The organism is Luteibacter sp. 1214 (assembly GCF_031455395.1).
GTDB lineage: Bacteria > Pseudomonadota > Gammaproteobacteria > Xanthomonadales > Rhodanobacteraceae > Luteibacter > Luteibacter mycovicinus.
Window position 1 is genome coordinate 768,840 of the sequence record NZ_JAVDSQ010000002.1, and the last position, 17,994, is coordinate 786,833.

At 66.2% G+C, this 17,994-nt stretch carries 12 protein-coding genes; 7 read left to right on the forward strand and 5 right to left on the reverse strand.

Features of this window, described 5'->3' with window-relative positions; all coding sequences use genetic code 11:
• Positions 1-3 precede the first annotated feature (3 nt).
• Entirely contained in the window at positions 4-918 is a 915-nt protein-coding gene (locus J2X57_RS08010) for a LysR family transcriptional regulator (RefSeq protein ID WP_309865569.1), read from the reverse strand.
• An 86-nt stretch (positions 919-1,004) separates the two neighbouring features.
• Here J2X57_RS08010 and J2X57_RS08015 point away from each other — a divergent pair, with 86 nt between their 5' ends.
• Entirely contained in the window at positions 1,005-1,799 is a 795-nt protein-coding gene (locus tag J2X57_RS08015) for an NAD(P)H-dependent oxidoreductase (protein WP_309865571.1), read from the forward strand.
• A 69-nt stretch (positions 1,800-1,868) separates the two neighbouring features.
• On the opposite strand, the gene J2X57_RS08020 is transcribed toward J2X57_RS08015, so the two are convergent.
• Positions 1,869-2,156 (reverse strand): DUF1330 domain-containing protein, encoded by a 288-nt coding sequence (locus tag J2X57_RS08020; RefSeq protein ID WP_079521177.1) that lies wholly within the window; start codon positions 2,154-2,156, stop codon positions 1,869-1,871.
• Between the two features lie 27 nt (positions 2,157-2,183).
• On the reverse strand, positions 2,184-2,918 hold the full coding sequence (locus tag J2X57_RS08025) for an SDR family oxidoreductase (protein WP_308846654.1): 735 nt from the start codon (positions 2,916-2,918) through the stop codon (positions 2,184-2,186).
• A 140-nt stretch (positions 2,919-3,058) separates the two neighbouring features.
• Between J2X57_RS08025 and J2X57_RS08030 the strand changes: the two genes are divergently transcribed.
• From J2X57_RS08030 to J2X57_RS08055, 6 genes are all read left to right on the forward strand, one after another.
• Entirely contained in the window at positions 3,059-3,667 is a 609-nt protein-coding gene (locus J2X57_RS08030; protein ID WP_309865578.1) for a TetR/AcrR family transcriptional regulator, read from the forward strand.
• 98 nt (positions 3,668-3,765) lie between these two features.
• On the forward strand, positions 3,766-4,446 hold the full coding sequence (locus J2X57_RS08035; protein WP_309865581.1) for a type 1 glutamine amidotransferase domain-containing protein: 681 nt from the start codon (positions 3,766-3,768) through the stop codon (positions 4,444-4,446).
• The gene (locus J2X57_RS08040; protein WP_309865585.1) at positions 4,443-4,679 is read left to right on the forward strand and encodes an aldehyde dehydrogenase family protein; all 237 of its coding nucleotides are present in this window, start codon (positions 4,443-4,445) and stop codon (positions 4,677-4,679) included. The genes J2X57_RS08035 and J2X57_RS08040 overlap by 4 nt, the downstream gene beginning before the upstream one ends.
• Positions 4,680-4,708: 29 nt before the next feature.
• Entirely contained in the window at positions 4,709-5,476 is a 768-nt protein-coding gene (locus J2X57_RS08045) for an alpha/beta hydrolase (protein WP_309865588.1), read from the forward strand.
• A gap of 26 nt (positions 5,477-5,502) precedes the next feature.
• Complete coding sequence (locus J2X57_RS08050) at positions 5,503-6,243, forward strand: SDR family oxidoreductase (protein ID WP_308846650.1); 741 nt, start codon at positions 5,503-5,505, stop codon at positions 6,241-6,243.
• 116 nt (positions 6,244-6,359) lie between these two features.
• Positions 6,360-6,998 carry a hypothetical protein gene (locus J2X57_RS08055; protein ID WP_309865591.1) on the forward strand — a complete coding sequence of 213 codons (639 nt, stop codon included), beginning with the start codon at positions 6,360-6,362 and terminating at the stop codon, positions 6,996-6,998.
• A 75-nt stretch (positions 6,999-7,073) separates the two neighbouring features.
• Here J2X57_RS08055 and J2X57_RS08060 read toward each other — a convergent pair whose 3' ends face one another.
• Positions 7,074-8,432, reverse strand: coding sequence for a TolC family outer membrane protein (locus tag J2X57_RS08060; protein ID WP_309865594.1), 1,359 nt, complete (start codon positions 8,430-8,432; stop codon positions 7,074-7,076).
• A gap of 257 nt (positions 8,433-8,689) precedes the next feature.
• A complete protein-coding gene (locus tag J2X57_RS08065) occupies positions 8,690-17,935 on the reverse strand; it encodes an autotransporter-associated beta strand repeat-containing protein (RefSeq protein ID WP_309865596.1) in 9,246 nt (3,081 codons plus the stop codon).
• Positions 17,936-17,994: the final 59 nt, after the last annotated feature.

A 17,994-nucleotide genomic window follows, 5' to 3' on the forward strand; every position in this document is an offset into this window, starting at 1 on the left:
GCCCTAAGCGATACCTGGGAGGGTGGCGATGGCGTCCACCAGATAGTCGATCAGACGTCGCACGCGCGCGACGTCCGATCTCCCCGGAACCATCAACAGGTTGAGCGGCACGGCCACCGGGCGATGATCCGGCAGCACGGGGACCACCGTCCCTGTCACCAGCAGGTCGTCCACCATCCATCGGTGAGCCGACACGATGCCTCGCCCGGCCACGACAGCCGCTCGCGCAGCCAGACCGTGGTCGACACGCAGACGACCTGTGACCGGGATCGCGTGACGCACACCGTCCGGACCGTCGAGCAGGAGGACGTCGCTGCCGATCACGTTCGACATGCGGATGCTGTCATGCCCGATGAGATCGTCTGGCGATGCAGGTGTGCCGCGAGAGGCCAGGTAGGCGGGAGAGGCCACCAGCAAGCGCTGACTGGAGCCGAGGGCGCGCAGCTTCATCGAGCTGTTGTCGAGGGGCCCGAGGCGAATGGCGATATCCACACCTTCCCGCACCAGATCGATCCGCTCATCGGTGAGCCCAAGTTCCACCTGGATATCGGGGTAGCGATCCTGAAATGCGAAGATCAGCGGCGTGATGTGGAGGATGCCCAGAGCGCTCGTCGTCGAGAGACGGACCGTACCGGCATTAGCGCCGCGATGATCGCTGACTTCGTCGGCGGCCTTCTCGACCAGCCGGAGGATCTGCAGAGCTGAGGCGTAGAAGCGCGCGCCTTCGTCGGTCAGGGTCATGCGGCGCGTCGTCCGACTGAGCAATGGTGCTCCCACAGCGGCCTCGAGTTCGCGCAGATGGCGCGTGACCGTCGACTGTCCCAGGCCGCTTTCGCGTGCCACCGCAGACAGGCTGCCTCGCTCCGCGACGCGCACGAAGGTGCGCATGCGTTCCAGCGTCAGATCGGATCTATCCATTTTTCGGCACTGAGTTATGCATCCATCCATATAGTGGATGGATCACCTGTTGGCTACCGTGAGGTCATTCGACATCCGGAGTCTTTATGAAGGTTTTGCTTGTTTTTGCTCATCCTGAGCCCCGCTCACTCAATGGTTCACTGCGCGATGTCGCCATCGCGGAGCTGCTGGCTCAGGGCCACGACGTGCGTCAGACCGATCTGTACGGTCAGCGGTGGAAAGCGGTGGTCGATCGCGATGACTTCCCTGCCCTCCGGAGTGACGACCGTCTGCATCCCGCACGTGCTTCGGCTGAAGCCTTTGCCTCGGGAACCCTGACCGATGACGTGCGCGAGGAACAGGAGAAGCTGCTCTGGGCCGACGCGGTGATTCTGCAGTTCCCCCTGTGGTGGTACACGATGCCGGCGATTCTCAAAGGATGGATCGATCGCGTGTACGCCTGTGGTTTCGCGTACGGCGTCGGCGAGCATAGCGACAGGCATTGGGGCGACCGTTTCGGCGAAGGCACGCTCGCGGGCAAGCGCGCCATGCTCGTCGTCACCGCCGGTGGCTGGGAGGAGCACTACGGGCCACGCGGTATCAACGGGCCTATCGATGACCTGCTCTTTCCGATCAACCACGGGGTACTGCACTACCCGGGGTTCGACGTCCTGCCGCCGTTCGTCGCCTACCGTCTGGATCGCATGGGCGAGGACGCGTTTCCCGCGATGGCCGAAGCGTTACGCGAGCGCATGCGCAATCTGGCGATCACGTCTCCGATTCCTTTCCGGCGACAGAATGGGGGCGACTACGAGATACCGAGCTTGCGCCTGCGCGATGGGCTTGGACAGGATACGGTCGGATTCGGACTTCATCAGGACCCTGGCACGGCGCCCTGTTGAAGCGGAGCCCATGGCTTGAAACCCGGTGCTCGACCGTACGGACCGAGCACCGGGTTCCGTGGGTGTCGGTCAGACCCCTTCGACCATGAACACCCGGTAGTCCGCACCCTTGAACCGATGCGCGCGCGCCTCGGTGTACTTCGGACTCTTGTACCAGGCCAGCGCTTCGGCCTTCGTCGGGAAGCTGATGATGACCGCGCCCTCGACCTCGGGCCCTTCGAGCGTCTCGATCTCACCGTAGAACGCGTGCGGCGTGATGGGATGGTTTCCGCGCGCCTCACTGGCTTTCTCTGCGTAGATCTTCATCTCTTCCGGATCCTTGGTGCGATCGCGGGAAAACACGACATAAGTCGCCATAGTTCACATCCTGAGGGGTGGGTGGACTTACCAGGGAAGCGTCTTGCCGAGGTAGGTGAAGCTACCTGTCGGACCGTTGGCATCGAGCAAGGCCATACCGACGCTGCTCTTCGCACCGGTCGGCACATCGATCTCGCCGTTGCCACCGTTCATCTCGGTCTGCACATAACCCGGATGCACCGCGTTGACCTTGATCGGCGTGTCGCGCAGTTCATAAGCAAGATGCACGGTCCACGAATTGATGGCGGTCTTCGACGCATCGTACGCCGGCACCTTGAAGCTGTAGATCGGCGAGTTCGGATCGACGTGCAGCGTGATCGAGCCGAGCTGGCTGGAGACGTTGACGATACGCGCCGCCGGGGCTTTCCTCAGCAGCGGGAGGAAGGCATTGGTCACTTCGACGACCGCGAACACGTTGGTGTCGAAGGTCTCGCGCCATGCCTGCAGCGTCTGCTCGGACGGGGCCTTGCTCATGTCGTCGACGAGGATGCCCGCGTTGTTCACCAGGATGTCGAGCTTGCCGTACTTCTCGCCGACTTCCGCCACGGCCTTTCTGATGCTTTCGCTGTCGGTGACATCGAGCGCGATCGGTTCGACGGTGAGGCCTTCGGCCTTGAGCTTGTCCGCCGCCGCCTTGGTACGACCGGCGTCGCGGCCAGCCAGCAGCGCGATCACACCTTCCTTCGCCAGCTGACGGACGGTTTCCTGACCGATGCCGCGGGTGGCGCCGGTGACGAGGGCGACTTTCTGCGTGGTGTTCATTCCAGATCCTTGCTCGGTGGGTTGGGAATATCGCTGCGTTCGACATGTGGATGGCATGCCGGACTTAAAACCCGTCAGTTCAGATATTCCTCGAAAAAAAAGACTAGACGACCGGTCTAATGGCGTGTAGAGTTCTTCCCATGAGCCCAGCCACCGCCATCAACGAATCGTCCGACGTCCGCGCCAGGATCCTGGCCACGGGCCAGCGCATCATGGGCGGCAAGGGGTTCTCGGCGGTGGGCCTCAATGAAGTGTTGACGGCCGCCGGTGTGCCGAAGGGCTCGTTCTATCACTACTTCGGATCGAAGGACGCGTTCGGTGAGGCCTTGCTCGAGGACTACTTCGAGGACTACCTGGCCGACATGGATCGCACGCTTCGTCAGGCCGGCGGCCCGGTGGCGGCTCGTCTGGAGAACTACTTTCAGGCGTGGCGGGACAACCAGTCCTCCCACGACTGCCAGGGTAAGTGCCTTGCCGTGAAGCTGGGCGCCGAGGTGGCGGATCTGTCCGAAGTGATGCGCGCCTCGCTCAGGCGCGGCACCACGGGGATCATCCGCTACCTCGCCGAAGCGATCGAGGCCGGGGTGGCCGACCGCTCACTGTCGGTCGACGAGCCGGCGGCAGACGTGGCGCAGAGCCTCTACCAGCTCTGGCTGGGCGCCAGCGTCATGGTCAAGATCGTTCGCAACACCGAACCGTTCGACAAGGCGATGGCTACCACCCGCCAGGTTTTGAAGCTCCCGGCCTGAGTCCGGGAGGCGATACGGACGCTTCTTCGCGAAGCGTTTTTTTGCCCCTAGTTACTAGACGACTGGTCTACTTTTACACAACCAATCAGGAGATTCCCATGAAAGTCCTCATCGTTCTGACCTCGCACGACCAGCTTGGCAACACCGGCCGCAAGACCGGCTTCTGGCTCGAAGAGCTCGCCGCGCCCTATTACACCTTCAAGGACGCTGGCGCAGAAATAGTCCTCGCCTCGCCCAAGGGCGGCCAGCCGCCGCTCGATCCCAAGAGCAACGAGCCGTCGTTCCAGACCGACGTCACCCGTCGCTTTGAAGCCGACGCCGCCGCCAACGCCCAGCTCGCCGCCACCGTCCGTCTCGACAGCGTCTCGCAGGCCGACTTCGACACCGTGTTCTATCCGGGCGGTCACGGCCCGCTGTGGGATCTGGCCGAGGACAAAAATTCGATCGCGCTGATCGAATCGTTCATCGAAGCGGGTAAGCCGGTCGCCCTCGTCTGCCATGCCCCGGGCGTGCTCCGCCACGTCAAGGCGTCGAACGGCAAGCCGCTGGTCGAGGGCAAACAGGTCACGGGCTTCACCAATACGGAAGAAGAAGGCGTTGGCCTCACCAATGTGGTGCCCTTCCTCGTCGAAGACGAACTTAAGACCAAGGGTGGCATCTACTCGAAGGGTCCGGACTGGGGTTCGTACGTCGTTACCGATGGCCTGCTGATCACGGGCCAGAACCCCGCGTCGTCGTCGGAAGCCGCCGCTGTGCTGATGAAGCAGCTGTCGGCATGAACATCTTCGACGGTCCGTATTACCTGAGCATCGCCGGCAAGCTCATCGAGACGAGCGATCGCTTCGACGTCATGAATCCGGCGACCGGGACGGTGCTGGCGCAGGCGCCGGCCGCCAGCGCCGCGCAGCTCGACGAAGCGATCGCCGCCGCGAAAGCGGCCTTCAGGACCTGGTCGGCACCGAGCACGGCAGCGAAGGGCGCCAGCTCTTCACCAATCCGAAAACCATTCTGATTCGCAAGTAAGCGCCCAAGGAGAACCTCATGAAAACAGCATTCCGTCGCACCCGTTTCGCCGCCGCCCTGGCGATCTCCCTCTCCGTCTTCGGCGCCGGCGCCGTCACCGCCGCACCCGTGAAGAACATCGTCCTGGTCCATGGATTTTTCGCGGATGGCTCCGGCTGGAAAGCGGTGTCCGACATCCTGATCCGCGATGGCTACAAGGTTTCCATCGTGCAGGAGCCGGAAACCTCGCTCGCCGATGACGTCAAGGCGACGCTGGGCGTCGTCCACATGCAGGACGGCCCCAGCATCCTCGTCGGCCACAGCTACGGCGGTGCTGTGGTGACCGAAGCGGGCAACGATCCGCAGGTCGCCGGCCTGGTCTACATCGCCGCTTATCAGCCCGAGGCCGGCGAGAGCCTGGCTACGCTGACCGAGAAGAATCCCGGCACGACCAAGGCGATCAAGAAGACGGCGGACAACTTCCTTTACATCGATCCCGCGCAGTTCCATGCCGACTTCGCCGCCGACGTGCCGGAGAAGGAAACCCGCTTCATGGCGGCCTCGCAGGTCATGCCTTCCGTCCAGGCGTTTACCGCCCCCGTGTCGACCGCGGCGTGGAAGACCAAGCCGAGCTGGGCGCTCGTCGCCACGCTCGACCGGACGGTCAACCCGGATCTCGAACGCTTCATGGCGAAGCGCGCAGGCAGCACCACGGTCGAGGTCGCCTCCAGTCACGTCGCCTTTCTCTCGCATCCTGCCGACGTGGCGAAGCTGATCGAGCAGGCCGCCAGCAAGTCGGTCAAGTAAGCACTCACGACATAGAGGGCAATACCATGAGCAAGCAAATCGAAGGAAAGGTCGTCCTGATCACGGGCGCGAGCACGGGCATCGGTGCGGAAGTCGCGAAGCATCTCGCGGCCCGCGGTGCCAGGGTCGCCCTGGCGGCGCGTCGCAAATCGATGCTCGATGCCGTCGTGGCCGGGATCGTCGCGGCCGGTGGAGAAGCCGCGGCCTATACGCTGGACGTCACCAACAAAGCACAGTTCGCCCAGGTCGTCGGCGCCGCGGTGGCCGACTTCGGCACGCTGGACGTCCTCATCAACAATGCCGGCCTGATGCCGATCCGTCCCATGTCCGAGGTCAACACCGACGAGTGGGACGCGATGATCGACGTCAATCTGAAGGGCACGCTGTACGGCATCGCCTCGGTGCTCCCGCGCTTCATCGAGCAGAAGCGCGGCCACATCATCAACCTGAGCTCCGTCGCCGGCGTGAAGGTCTTCGCACCGGGCGGCACGGTCTACTCGGGTACCAAGTTCGCGGTCAGCGCGATCTCGGAAGGCCTTCGCCAGGAAGTGGGTGGCGATATCCGGGTGACCTGCATCGAACCGGGCGCGGTCGAGAGCGATCTCAAGCTCAGCACATCGGGCACCGCGAAGGACACCGTGCTGGATTTCTACAAGCAGGCGATTCCGGCGGCGTCGGTCGCACGGGCCATCGCGTTCGCGATCGAGCAGCCCGCCGACGTCGACATCAACAACATCGTGATCCGGCCGACGCAGCAGGTGTTCTGACCGGGGTGCATCCGGCGCGGCATGACCTATGGGCCGGTCGTGACCAATGGGCCATGGCGCCCGGCGATGGCCGGCCTACCTTCCATGGATATGTCCGAACGGAAGGAGGGATGCCGATGCGAGCCGCTTATCTGGGATTGCTGTTGCTCGCCGGGGCATCGACCGTCACGGCCCACGATGCGCTGCTGGAACAGGCACTCGCCCGCAAGGCCGTGCCCACGGCCCATCTGCACGGCGTCATCCGTACGACCACGACGGTCAAGGGCGGCGACAAGCCCGAACTGGATTCCGAATCCGTGGATCCGCGCAAGGAGCCGAAAAAGATCATGGCTTCCTACGACGAACTGCGGGACGTCATCGGTACCGATGCGCACGTGACGAAACAGGAGGCCGGGCGGACGACGTACGCGTTTACGACGACGCGTCTGCCGCGCGGCAATGTCCAGGCCGGGCATATCAACGTGAGCAGCGACGGCAAGGGCGACGACGAACGGTTCGATGGCGTGGTCACCGTGACGAAGGATGCCGGGGGGCATCCTTACATCGACCATCTGGATCTTCGCTTACACGGGACGGCGGGTAACTTCATCGCCAAGGTGAAGAAGATCGACGTCAGTTATGCGTTCGCACCGGCGGACGGCACGGACGCGATGCTGACGACGAGCTGCATGGTCGATGCGACGGTGCGGGCGTTGTTCTTCGTGCATCGTGAGGCGCACGCGGAATCGGAATGGGTGGCGTCAACCGGCAACTGAAGCGGGTTGCTTTCGCCATCGGGGCCGGCTCCCTGGCAGAGCATCGCCGACCGGCTGCATTCCGGCGCTGCGGACTTACTGCAGCAGCCGGTTGATCTCCTCGATGTCTTTCAGCTCCGCGGCACCGACACTGCGCTTGAGCAACAACTTGTTGAGGATGAACTGGTGGCGTAGCGCGGTGTACTGCGTACGGATGTTCGCCAGCTGCGCGATCGCGACGACGACGTTGGTCAGGCTCTGGGTACCGATGTCGTAACCCGCGCGCATGGAAGCCAGCGCGTCGTTAGCCGACTTCACCGCATCGCGCGCATCGCTGACCTGTTCGATGCCCGCGGTGATCAGGTTGAAATAGTTGGTGGCATCACGCGCGGTCTGCCGGCGCAGCGACTCCAGGTCGTCCTGGTCCGCATCGCGCTGGTGTATCGCCTGGCGCACCTGCGACTGGGTCAGGCCGCCGCTGAACAGCGGCACGGCCAGCACCAGGCCAACCGTCGTACTGCCCGGGCCATAACCCGCGCCTCCACGAACCGTGTTCGACCACGCGCCAGCCTTTTCGTAGCCCACCGAGAAATTGAGCGTCGGCAGATGACCGCTGCGCGCTGCCGAGATCGAATGCTCATCGGCCGTCACCAGACGGCTCGCCGCGAGCACGTTCGGGTTCTGACGCATGGCTTCTTCGACCCACGCCTCGGCGTTGTTCGGCGTGGGTGTCTCCATCGGGAGGTCTTCACGCAGGCTCTTCAGCGTGCCAGGGGCCTTGCCGGTCAGCTGTTGCAGCGCGCGACGCGCATCCTTCAACGCGGACTCCGCGTCCACACGCGACGACTTGATGTAGAGGTAATAAGCCTTCGACTGGCTGAGGTCCGCCTGCGGCGCCAGCCCGTTCGCGAACTTGATGACTGCCTGGTCGTATTGCTGCTTGTAAGCGTCCTCGTACGACTGGAATACCTCGACCTGGTCCTGGTCGATCAGTACGTTGAAATACGCGGTGGTCGCGCGGACGTAGAGGTCCTGCAGCTCCCCTTCGTACGTGGCGTCCTGCGATTCGGCGGTGAGCTTCGCCTGGCGCTCGCGCGAAAATTTCGACAGGTCGACCACTGTCTGGTCGAGCTGAAACGTCAGGTCACGCTGCCGGCTGTGGCCGCCCGTCGTTTCGGACGAGGTACCGCCGTTGCCGGATTCCACACCGGCGTAACCGGGATGAAACTGCTGCAGCTCCAGTCCGGCGGACAGCTGGGGAAGCAAGGCCGACCGCGCCTGCGGCACACCCTCGGCCACCACCAGACGACGCGCATCGGCGCCCGCCAGGACGGGATCGTTGGCTACCGCTTCGCGATAGATGTCCAGCAGGTCTTCCGCGCCGGCGACCGCCGGCAGCGCGCCAGCCATGGACAGCAACGCCGCCAGACAGCCCGATAGATACCTTGTTTGCATGTCCGCCTCTAAGCACGCCGATTATCCGGGGCACGTTGCAAGCGATATGCCAGCACGTGCGGACGGACATGCGTGCCATCGCGGTGACGCTCAGGCGTTGTTTTTCAAGGGCAAAGGGCCGGTCGCAACATCCTTCGGGCGAAGGGATACCCGGTCTGGGCCGGCAAGGACCGTGTCCGCGGACGTTCCCGCGCGGACACCGGCGGTCACACCGCGAACGCCCTGACGAGCCGTGGCGGCTCGTCAGGTCGGCTCGGTCAGAAGCTCCAGCGGAAGCCCAGGTTCACCGCGTCGCTGCGCTGATGCGTGGCGACGTCCGCGTTGTAGTACACGAACGTGCTGGCCTTCGGCGTGATGTCGAAGCTCACGCCCACGCCGGCCTGCCAGTGGTCGCGTACCGGCTGCGAGCCCTGCACCGAGAAGGTCTCGGCCGGTGCGCCCGCGAAGGCGTTGTTCACCGTGGTCGTATCGTCCCGGGTGTTGTGCAGATAGCGGACCATCACGATCGGGTGCAGCTTCGTGCCTTTCACGCCGAGATCGACATCGCCGACCAGGCGGGCGCCGACGCCGTATTGCAGGCTGCTGGCGCTGGTCCTGCCGACGCGGAGGTCGGCATCACCGGCATTCTTTTCGGTGAAGGCGTCGTATTTGACCTTCGCGTAGTACGCGCCGACGAACGGCTCCAGGTGCATGGACTGGCCGAGCTGGAAGCGGTAGCCACCCTCCAGCGAGGCATTGGCGGTCTTGCCGTCATAGCTGCCGGTCGCCTGCGGCGTAAAGCTGCCCACCGCGATACGACGCGAGCTGTCCGCATTCTGCCAGCCGTACGACGCCAGGCCTTCCGCCCACCACTGCTTGTCGTTGAAGTAGAGCGCATGCAGGCCGATCGCCGCCTGATCGACATCGGTGTAATCGCCGCGACGATCCGCCTCGGTACGCGAGTTGGCGAAGTTGGCATGCACACCCAAGCGCAGGTCCGGCGTGACCGGCGCGTCCGTGCCGATGATGACGCCATGGATGCGGTAGTCGGCCTTTGCGACGTCGACGCTGTGGTCGAAGCTGCTGCTCGAGGTGTACGGTTCCGCCCAGACCGCCGGACCCGGCTCGCCGGTGTCACGCTGGAGCTTGAGACGATAGAACAGCGTGTCCTGATACTGGCTCTGTCCGGAAAGCTCGGCATTGGCTGCGGACGCGTACGTTTCACCGGTCAGCGAATCGAAGGCGCGGTACACCTGATCCGCCGTCAGACCGCGGGCATGGCCCAGCAGAGTCGGCAGCGGATCGCCGCCCGAGACGGCGATGCGCTGCAGTACCGAGGCCATGTCGCCCTGATTGGCATTGAGGCCGGGGAACTGGTCGAAGCCGATACCGCCCGCGCCGAGACCGCTGCCCGCCTGGCTGTACGTCAGGACGAGGTCATTGCCTTCGGTCGCCAGATTCGTGTCGAGGAACGGGAAGGGACTGGTCGGCACCTTGCTGTAAGCGCCGTTGATGCCATTGGTCGTCCGCAGGATCGTGAATCGGCTGACCGGCCTGAAGGTGGTGCTCGTCGGCGTGACCGCCAACGTGCCGCCGACGGTGGCCGCGCCATTGACGTTGATGGTGTCGCTCGTATTGCCGGTGCCCGTGCGGATATGCGTGGTGGAACCGTTGCCAAGCGTCAGGTCGCCCGTCGTGAGCACGGTACCCGGCGTCCCGGTGCCGCCGGCCGCGCCGGTCGCACCCGGAATGCCGCTCGGCGCGATCGTGCCATCGACCACCACGGGGCCCGTCACCGTACCGCCGCCGACGATGCCGCCGCCGGGGGTCACGGTCGCCGGTCCGCCCAGCGAGCCATTGACCACGATATTGCCGCCGACCGTGGTGCCACCCGGGAAGGTCGCGGTCGTACCGCTAGCGATCGTGAGCGTGCCGGCACCGATGTTGAGGTTGTCGATGTGGGTGATCGAGCCGCCCGGCAAGCTGGCCTCGCCGCTACCCGTGATGTTGACCGTACTACCCGGCCCCGTCCCGTTGACCGTACCCGTGACACCCGGCAGCTGGCCGTAGGAGATATCGATCGTGCTGTTGCCACCCAGGTTGACGGTGCCGGCGATCGGGCCGGCCACCGTGACGACATTGCCGGTGCCGTCGAGACTGGCCGTGCCGTCCGTGCCGACGGAGATGCCACCGGTGTACGGGTTGCTGGCATTGAGGTTGCCGCCGTTGACCGTCAGGCCACCGGTGAAACCGGCCAGCGATCCGCCAAGATTGAGGGTACCGGTGCCCTCCTTGTCGAGGCCGCCGGTGCCGCTGAGCGTGCCGTTCAAGGTGAGGTCGGCGGGACCCTGCACGGTCACGCCGTTGCCACCGACCGTGACGTCGTTGCCGAGCGTTACCGCGGTACTCGCTTCGAGGGCGGCGCCGTCGATGTCGAGACCGCCCGTCCCCAGCGCGGTGTCGCTGCCGACGACGAGCGTGCCGCCGTCGACCGTGGTGCCGCCGGCGTAGGTGTTGTTGCCGTTCACGGCCAGACGGATCACGCCGTGCTTGATCAGGCTACCGGCGCCGGAGATCGCACCATTGAGCGTCAGGTTGTTGCTGCCCGGCAGGGTCAGTGCGGCGTTGAGTGCGACGTCGTTCGCCAGCGTGGTGGCTGCCGTCGCATCCAGCGTGGTCGCGCCGTTGACGGTCAGCGCACCCGTGCCCAGCGCCGCGTCGTTGCCGACGCTCAGGCCACCGGCGTTGAGGGTCACGCCGCCACTGAAGGTGTTGGCGGCGCCGAGGGTGAGCGTGCCCGCGCCGTCCTTCACCAGCCCGCCCGTACCGGTGACCGTGCCGTTGACGAGCGAGTCCGCAGCACCGGCGAGCGTAAGCAGGTTGCCACCGAGACCGACCGTGCTGCCCGCCACCGCGTCGAGGGAAGCGATCGTCTGGTCGCCGCCCGCCGAGATGTCGAACGTGCCGGTACCGGCCAGAGTCACCGCGCCGGTGGGAGCCAGGCTGCCACCGGCGCCGATCGCCAGCGTGCCTCCGTTGATCGTCGTGCCTCCGGTGTAGCTGCCGGCGCCCGTAAGCGTCAGCGTCGCGGCGCCGTTCTTGGTGAGGCTCCCCGCACCCGAGATCGCGCCGCCAAGCGTCAGGTCGTTGCTGCCGTGCACGGTCAGGCCGGCGTTGAGTGCGATGTCGTTCGCCAGCGTGACCGGCGCGCTGGCGTCCAGTGTTCCCGCACCGGCCACCGTCAGCACGCCCGTGCCCAGGGCGGCGTTGTCGCCGACCACGAGACCGCCCGCGTTGAGGGTGACACCGCCGCTGAAGGTATTCGCGCCGCCCAGCGTCTGCGACCCCGGGCCGTCCTTGATCAGGGCGCCCGCGCCCGAGATGACGCCGTCGTAGGTGCCGTTGCCGACGCCGTTGAGTGTCAGCGTGTTGCCGCCGAGCGTGACGGCGCTACCGGCGACGCCGTTCAGTACGCCGATCGCCTGATTGCCGCCGGTCGAGATATCGAAGCCGGTACCTGCCGCCGTGAGCGTCACGGCGCCCGTGGGCGACAGGCTGCCACCCGCGCCGATGGCGAGGATCCCCGCATTGATCGTGGTACCGCCGGTATACGTGTTCGTACCCGTCAGCGTTTCGATGCCGGTGCCTTCCTTGATCAGGCCACCGGTGCCGCCGATGCTGCCGCTGAAGGTGCCGTCCGTGGGGCCGCCGACCACCAGCGAGTTGCCGCCGAGGTTGACGGTGCCATCGCCGACCAGCGTGCCGAAGCTCTGGGTGCCGTTGCCGGCCGAGAGATCGAACGTGGCGCCGGTGGCGAGATTCACCGTGCCGCTGCTCAGCAGGCTCGCACCCGCACCCAGCGCCAGCGTGCCGGCGTTGATGAAGGTGCCGCCCGAGTATGTGTTCGTGCCGTTGAGCGTGAGCGTCGCCGCGCCGTTCTTGGTCAGGCCGCCGGCACCCGAGATGGCACCGTTGAGCGTGAGGTCGTTGGTGCCCAGCACTGCGAGCCCGGCGTTGAGGATCACGTCGTTCGCGAGCGTGGTGGCGAGCGACGCATCGAGCGTCGATGCTCCGCCCACGGTCAGCGCCCCCGTGCCCAGCGCGGCGTCGCTGCCGACGATCAGGCCGCCCGCGTTGAGCGTCACGCCACCGGTGAACGTGCTCGCACCGTTGAGCGTCTGCACGCCCGCGCCGTTCTTCACCAGGCCGCCACTGCCACCGATGCTGCCGTTGAAGGTCGCATCCGTCGCACCGCCGAGCGCCAGCGCGTTGCCACCGAGCGACACCGCGCTGCCCGCGACGCCGGTGAGCGAACCGATCGACTGGTTGCCGCCCGCCGAGATGTCGAACGTACCCGTGCCAGCCAGATTCACCGCACCGGTCGACGCAAGGCTGCCACCGGCGCCGATGGCCAGCGTGCCCGAGTTGATGGTCGTGCCGCCGGTGAAGGTGTTTGCGCCCGTCAGGGTCAGCGTCGAGGCGCCGTCCTTGATGATGCCGCCCGCACCCGACACCGCACCGCTCAGCGTCAGCGCGTTGCTGCTCAGCAGATCGAGGTTCACGCCGGACGCGAGGGTGATGCTGTTGCCGACATTGAGGGCGGCCGTCGTGTCGAGCGACGCATTGCCGCCGACCGACAGGGCACCGGTGCCGAGCGCATCGTCGTTACCCAGCACCAGGCCTCCCGCATTGAGCGCGACGCCGCCGCTGAAGGTGTTCGCGCCGCCGATCGCCTGGATGCCCGCACCGTTCTTGATGACGCTGCCGGTGCCCGCGATGAGACCGTCGTACACGCTGTTGCCGACACCACCCAGGGTGAGCGCATTGCCACCCAGCGTCACCGTGCTGCCCGCGACACCGTTGAGGAGACCGATGGCGTGGTTACCGCCCGCCGATATGTCGAATCCCGTACCCGGCGCCGCGAGATTCACCGCACCGGTCGCAGCCAGGCTGCCGCCTGCGCCGATCGCCAGCGTGCCGGCGTTGATCAGCGTGCCCCCGGTGAACGTGTTGGTACCGGTCAGGGTTTCGGTGCCGGTGCCTTCCTTGATCAGACCGCCGGTACCCGCGATCGAGCCGGCGAAGACACCGTTGGTCGGGCCCCCGACGGTCAGCGAGTTCGCACCGAGGTTGACGGTACCGCCGCCGGTGAGCGTGCCGAACGTCTGCGTGCCGTTGCCTGCCGAGAGATCGAACGTGGCGCCCGTCGCCAGATTGACGATGCCGGTGCTCGCCAGGCTGGCGCCCGCACCGAGCGCCAGCGTACCGGCGTTGATGTTGGTGCCGCCGGTGTACGTGTTGCTGCCGTTCAACGTGAGGAGTGCCGCGCCGTCCTTGGTCAGGCCGCCGGTGCCCGCGATGTTGCCGTTTAGGGTGAGTGCGTTGCTGCCGAGCACGGTGAGGCCGGCGTTGAGCGCGATCGCATTGGCCAGGGCGACAGGGCCGCCCGCATCGAGCGTGGTCGCGCCGCCGATGGTCAGCGTGCCGCTGCCGAGCGCCGCATCGTTTCCGACGATCAGGCCACCGGCGTTGACGGTCAGGCCGCCGCCGAAGGTGCTGGCACCGCCGAGCGTCTGCACGCCCGCGCCCGCCTTGATCAGTGCGCCGTTACCGGTGAGCGAGCCGTTGAAGATCTGGTCGGTCCCGTTACCGAAGGTAAGTGCGTTACCGCCGAGCGCGATCGTCGTGCCGGCCGTGCCGGACAGCGCGCCGATGGTCTGATTGCCCGCGCCCGAGATGTCGAAGCCGGCTCCCGCATTGGCCAGCGTGACGCCACCGGTCGCGGCGAGGCTGCCACCTGCGCCGAGCGCGAGTGTGCCCGCGTTGATCGTCGTACCGCCGGTGTACGTGTTTGCGCCGGACAGCGTCAGCGTCGCGGCGCCGTTCTTGGTCAGGGCGCCCGCGCCCGACAATGCGCCAGCCAGCGTGAGTGCCTGGCTACCCTGCACGCTCAGGTTCGCACCGGCGGCGAGGCCGACGTTGTTGACCACGTTGATCGGTGCACTCGCATCGAGCGACGCATCGGCACCCACGTTCAGCGCGCCGGTACCGAGCGCACCGCTGTTACCGAGCAGCAGCCCGCCACCGTTGAGGTTCACACCGCCGCTGAAGGTATTGGCGCCACCCAGAGTGAGCACCGATGTCCCATTCTTGGTCAGGCTTCCCGTGCCTGACACCGTGCCGCCCAGAGCGAGATCCTGGCTGCCGAGAACGCTCAGTGCGCTGCCCGCACCGAGGTTGACCGCATTGCCGAGGCTGATCGCGGCGCTGTTATCCAGCGACACCGCGCCGCCGATGTTCAGCGCGCCCGTACCGATGGCGCCACTGTTGCCGAGCACGAGACCGCCCGTATTCACGGTCAGTCCGCCGCTGAAGGTATTCGCACCATTCAGCGTGAGCACCGACGCCCCGTTCTTGATCAGGCTGCCCGCACCGGCCACCGCACCGTTGAGCGTGACCGCCTGGCTGCCGACGAGTGTGAGCGCGGTGCCCGCACCGAGGTTCACGGCATTGCCGAGGTTGAGCGCCGTCGTGCTGTCGAGCGACCCGGTGCCGCCGACGTTGAGCGCACCGGTGCCGAGTGCGCCCGCGTTACCCAGCAGCAGGCTGCCGGCATTGAGGTTCACGCCACCGGTAAAGGTGTTCGCGCCGTTGAGGGTCAGCTGTGACCCGCCGTTCTTGATCAGACCGCCGGCACCCGTGACGACACCGCCCAGCACGAGATTCTGCGCACCGGGCAGGACGAGCGATCCACCCGCCAGATTGACGTTGTTGCCAAGGTTCAGCGCCGCCGTACCGTCGAGCGTGCTGGCACCGTTGACCGTGAGGTCACCCGTGCCCAGCGCGCCGCTGTTGCCGAGCAGCAGGCCACCGGCATTGAGGCTCACGCCACCGGTGAAGGTGTTCGCGCCGCTGAGTGTCTGGATACCTGCGCCCGCCTTGACCAGCGAACCCGTACCGCCGATGACGCCGGCGTAAGTCTGGTTGGTCGCGTCGCCGAAGGTCAGCGCGTTGCCACCCAGCGAAATCGTGGTGCCGGGCACACCCGACAGCGCGCCGATCGTCTGGTTGCCTGCCGCCGCGATGTCGAAGCCCGCGCCGGTTCCGCTCAGATTCACCGCGCCCGTCGCGGCGAGCGAGGCACCGGCACCAAGCGCCACGGTGCCCGCGCCGATGTTCAGGCCGCCGGTGAAGGTGTTCGCACCGCCGAGCGTCAGCGTCGTGGACGCGCCGCTCTTGATCAGGCTCCCCGCGCCGGTGATCGGACCGTTGAAGGTCAGCGGCTGGCCGCCGAGCACGTTCAACGCGGCACCGGATGCCAGATTCACCCCGTTGGCGAGAGTCAGCGCAACGTTGTTGCCATCGATCGTGGTCGATGCCGCGACGTTGAGCGCGCCCGTGCCGAGTGCGCTGTCGTTGCCGAGCAACAACGCGCCACCATTGACGGTGAGGCCGCCGCTGAACGTGTTCGCCCCGGTCAACGTGAGCGATGACGCGCCGGTCTTCACCACGTTGCCGGTGCCGGCGATGACACCGCCGAAAGCAAGCGGCTGCCCGCCGAGCAGGTTGAGCGTGCCGCCCGTACCGAGGTTCACGTTGTTGGCCAGCGCGAGCGGTGCCGTGCCGTCGAGCGTGACGTTCGCGCCGACGCTGAGCGCGCCGGTACCAAGCGCGCCGTCGTTGCCGAGCAGCAGGCCACCGCCGTTGAGCGCGACACCACCGTTGAAGGTGTTCGCGCCGGAAAGCGTCTGCACGCCGGTGCCGACCTTGACGATGCCGCCGGTGCCGGTGATCAGGCCCGCGTAACTCGTACTGGTGTTGAGCCCGCCGGTCGTGAGCGTCGTCGCGCCGAGGTTGACGGTGCCACCGAGGCCCGCCAGCGAGCCGATCGTCTGACTGGCACCCGCGGAGAGATCGAGCGTGCCGCCCGGCGACAGCGTGATCACCTGCGTCGGCATGAACATGCCACCCGCACCGACGGCGAGCGAGCCGCCGGTAATCGAGAACGCGCCTGAGAGTGTATTGACGGCACCGAGCGTGAGCACACCCGTGCCCGCCTTGGTCACGTTGCCCGCACCGGACAGGGCGCCATTGAGGGTCAGGTTCTGTGTTCCGTTGATGGTGAGCGTGTTGCCGGCGCCTACCGCGATAGCGTTGCCGCTCGAAAGCGTGGTCGCATTCAGGGCGGTGATCGTCGTGGCGGCACCCGTCACGTTGACCGCGCCGGTACCCAACGCACCGTTACCCGAAAGCAGCAGACTGCCCGCGGCGAGCGTGGTACCGCCTGTCCACGTGTTGCCGGCCGCCAGCGTCAGGGCGCCTGTGCCCGTCTTCGTCAGAGGACCCGAGCCCGACACGGCACCGCTCAGACCGAGATTGTTCGTACCGGCGACGGTAAGGCCCGCACCGGCCTGAATGTTGAATGCCGTGGTGACGCCGAGGCCGTTGGTCGCGGCCTGGATGGTGCCGCCCGAGACGTTCGCGCTGTCACCCAGATTGGCGGGATCGGCGAGGATCGCCGTACCGCCCGTCATGGTGGTTGCGTTGGCCAGGCGGCCCGAGAGGTTCCAGGTGCCGCTGCTGATCGCCAGGTTTTCGAAGTTGATGTACTGCGCCGCCGAGGCGCTGCTGATGCCATTGCCCGTCGTGCTTTTCAGTGTCAGCGTGTCGGTACCCGTGCCGCCGTCGACGATGCCGGCGGTGGCGAAGTTGAGCACCCCCACGCCAAGCAGATCGCCGATGGATGCGGCCACGCCCGTACCCGTGCTGCTGACGACGGACCCCGTATCGGCAACGAAGGTGTCGTTGCCCTGGCCCATGTAGACGCTGCCGGTGATGGTGCCATTGTTGGTCAGGGAGTTGCTGGTGCCATGCAGACTGATGCGGCCCTGCACCGTGCCCGTCGCACCGTTGGTCATGACGGTGTTGCCCAGGCCGGACGCCACGATCGCTGGCGCGTCGGCGGCAAGCACCGCCACGCCGACGAGGGGCTTGCCACCGATAAAGCCGTTGTTGGTAAGCGTCGTCGTGCCACCCGCGCCATTGCGGATGTCGAGCGCCACGCCACCGAGATCGCCGATCGTGACCGACGCCAGGCCGATGGTGCCGTACAGGCTGGCGCCCGCGTTGTTCGTGATGACGTGGTTGCTCGCGTTCGCATTGCCGACGACCGTGCCTTCCGACAGCACTGTGAGAAGGCCCAGCAGCGAGGGGTCGATGCTTCCCGAGTTATTGAGCGTGACGTTGTTACCCGACAACGTCATCGCCGTACCGAGGCCGAGTGCCGATGCGATGCGCCCGTCGCTCGTGACGTTAACGGTGAGGTTGTTCGCGTTCGTGCTGAAAGGGTTGCCGACCAGCGTTCCGCCGGAACAGGTGATGGTCGAGCCGTTGGCCGGAGCGATGGGTGCACAGTCGGCGATGGCCTGCTGGCTGACGAGACCGAACAGGGTCGAGGCAAAGGAAAGGTAGATACCTCTGCTCAGCGACGTGCGGCGGATGTTTCCCATGTGACGCTTGCTCATAACGCTCCCCGGTCCGCACGGCGTGTTCCCTGACCGGGAAATATCGGCCGCACTTCAGC

What these genes read in the sequence shown, in the direction of transcription:
- J2X57_RS08010 (WP_309865569.1), bottom strand. Translation starts at nt 918, where the DNA reads ATGGATAGATCCGATCTGACGCTGGAACGCATGCGCACCTTCGTGCGC.
- J2X57_RS08015 (WP_309865571.1), top strand. Translation starts at nt 1,005, where the DNA reads ATGAAGGTTTTGCTTGTTTTTGCTCATCCTGAGCCCCGCTCACTCAAT.
- J2X57_RS08020 (WP_079521177.1), bottom strand. Translation starts at nt 2,156, where the DNA reads ATGGCGACTTATGTCGTGTTTTCCCGCGATCGCACCAAGGATCCGGAA.
- J2X57_RS08025 (WP_308846654.1), bottom strand. Translation starts at nt 2,918, where the DNA reads ATGAACACCACGCAGAAAGTCGCCCTCGTCACCGGCGCCACCCGCGGC.
- J2X57_RS08030 (WP_309865578.1), top strand. Translation starts at nt 3,059, where the DNA reads ATGAGCCCAGCCACCGCCATCAACGAATCGTCCGACGTCCGCGCCAGG.
- J2X57_RS08035 (WP_309865581.1), top strand. Translation starts at nt 3,766, where the DNA reads ATGAAAGTCCTCATCGTTCTGACCTCGCACGACCAGCTTGGCAACACC.
- J2X57_RS08040 (WP_309865585.1), top strand. Translation starts at nt 4,443, where the DNA reads ATGAACATCTTCGACGGTCCGTATTACCTGAGCATCGCCGGCAAGCTC.
- J2X57_RS08045 (WP_309865588.1), top strand. Translation starts at nt 4,709, where the DNA reads ATGAAAACAGCATTCCGTCGCACCCGTTTCGCCGCCGCCCTGGCGATC.
- J2X57_RS08050 (WP_308846650.1), top strand. Translation starts at nt 5,503, where the DNA reads ATGAGCAAGCAAATCGAAGGAAAGGTCGTCCTGATCACGGGCGCGAGC.
- J2X57_RS08055 (WP_309865591.1), top strand. Translation starts at nt 6,360, where the DNA reads ATGCGAGCCGCTTATCTGGGATTGCTGTTGCTCGCCGGGGCATCGACC.
- J2X57_RS08060 (WP_309865594.1), bottom strand. Translation starts at nt 8,432, where the DNA reads ATGCAAACAAGGTATCTATCGGGCTGTCTGGCGGCGTTGCTGTCCATG.
- J2X57_RS08065 (WP_309865596.1), bottom strand. Translation starts at nt 17,935, where the DNA reads ATGAGCAAGCGTCACATGGGAAACATCCGCCGCACGTCGCTGAGCAGA.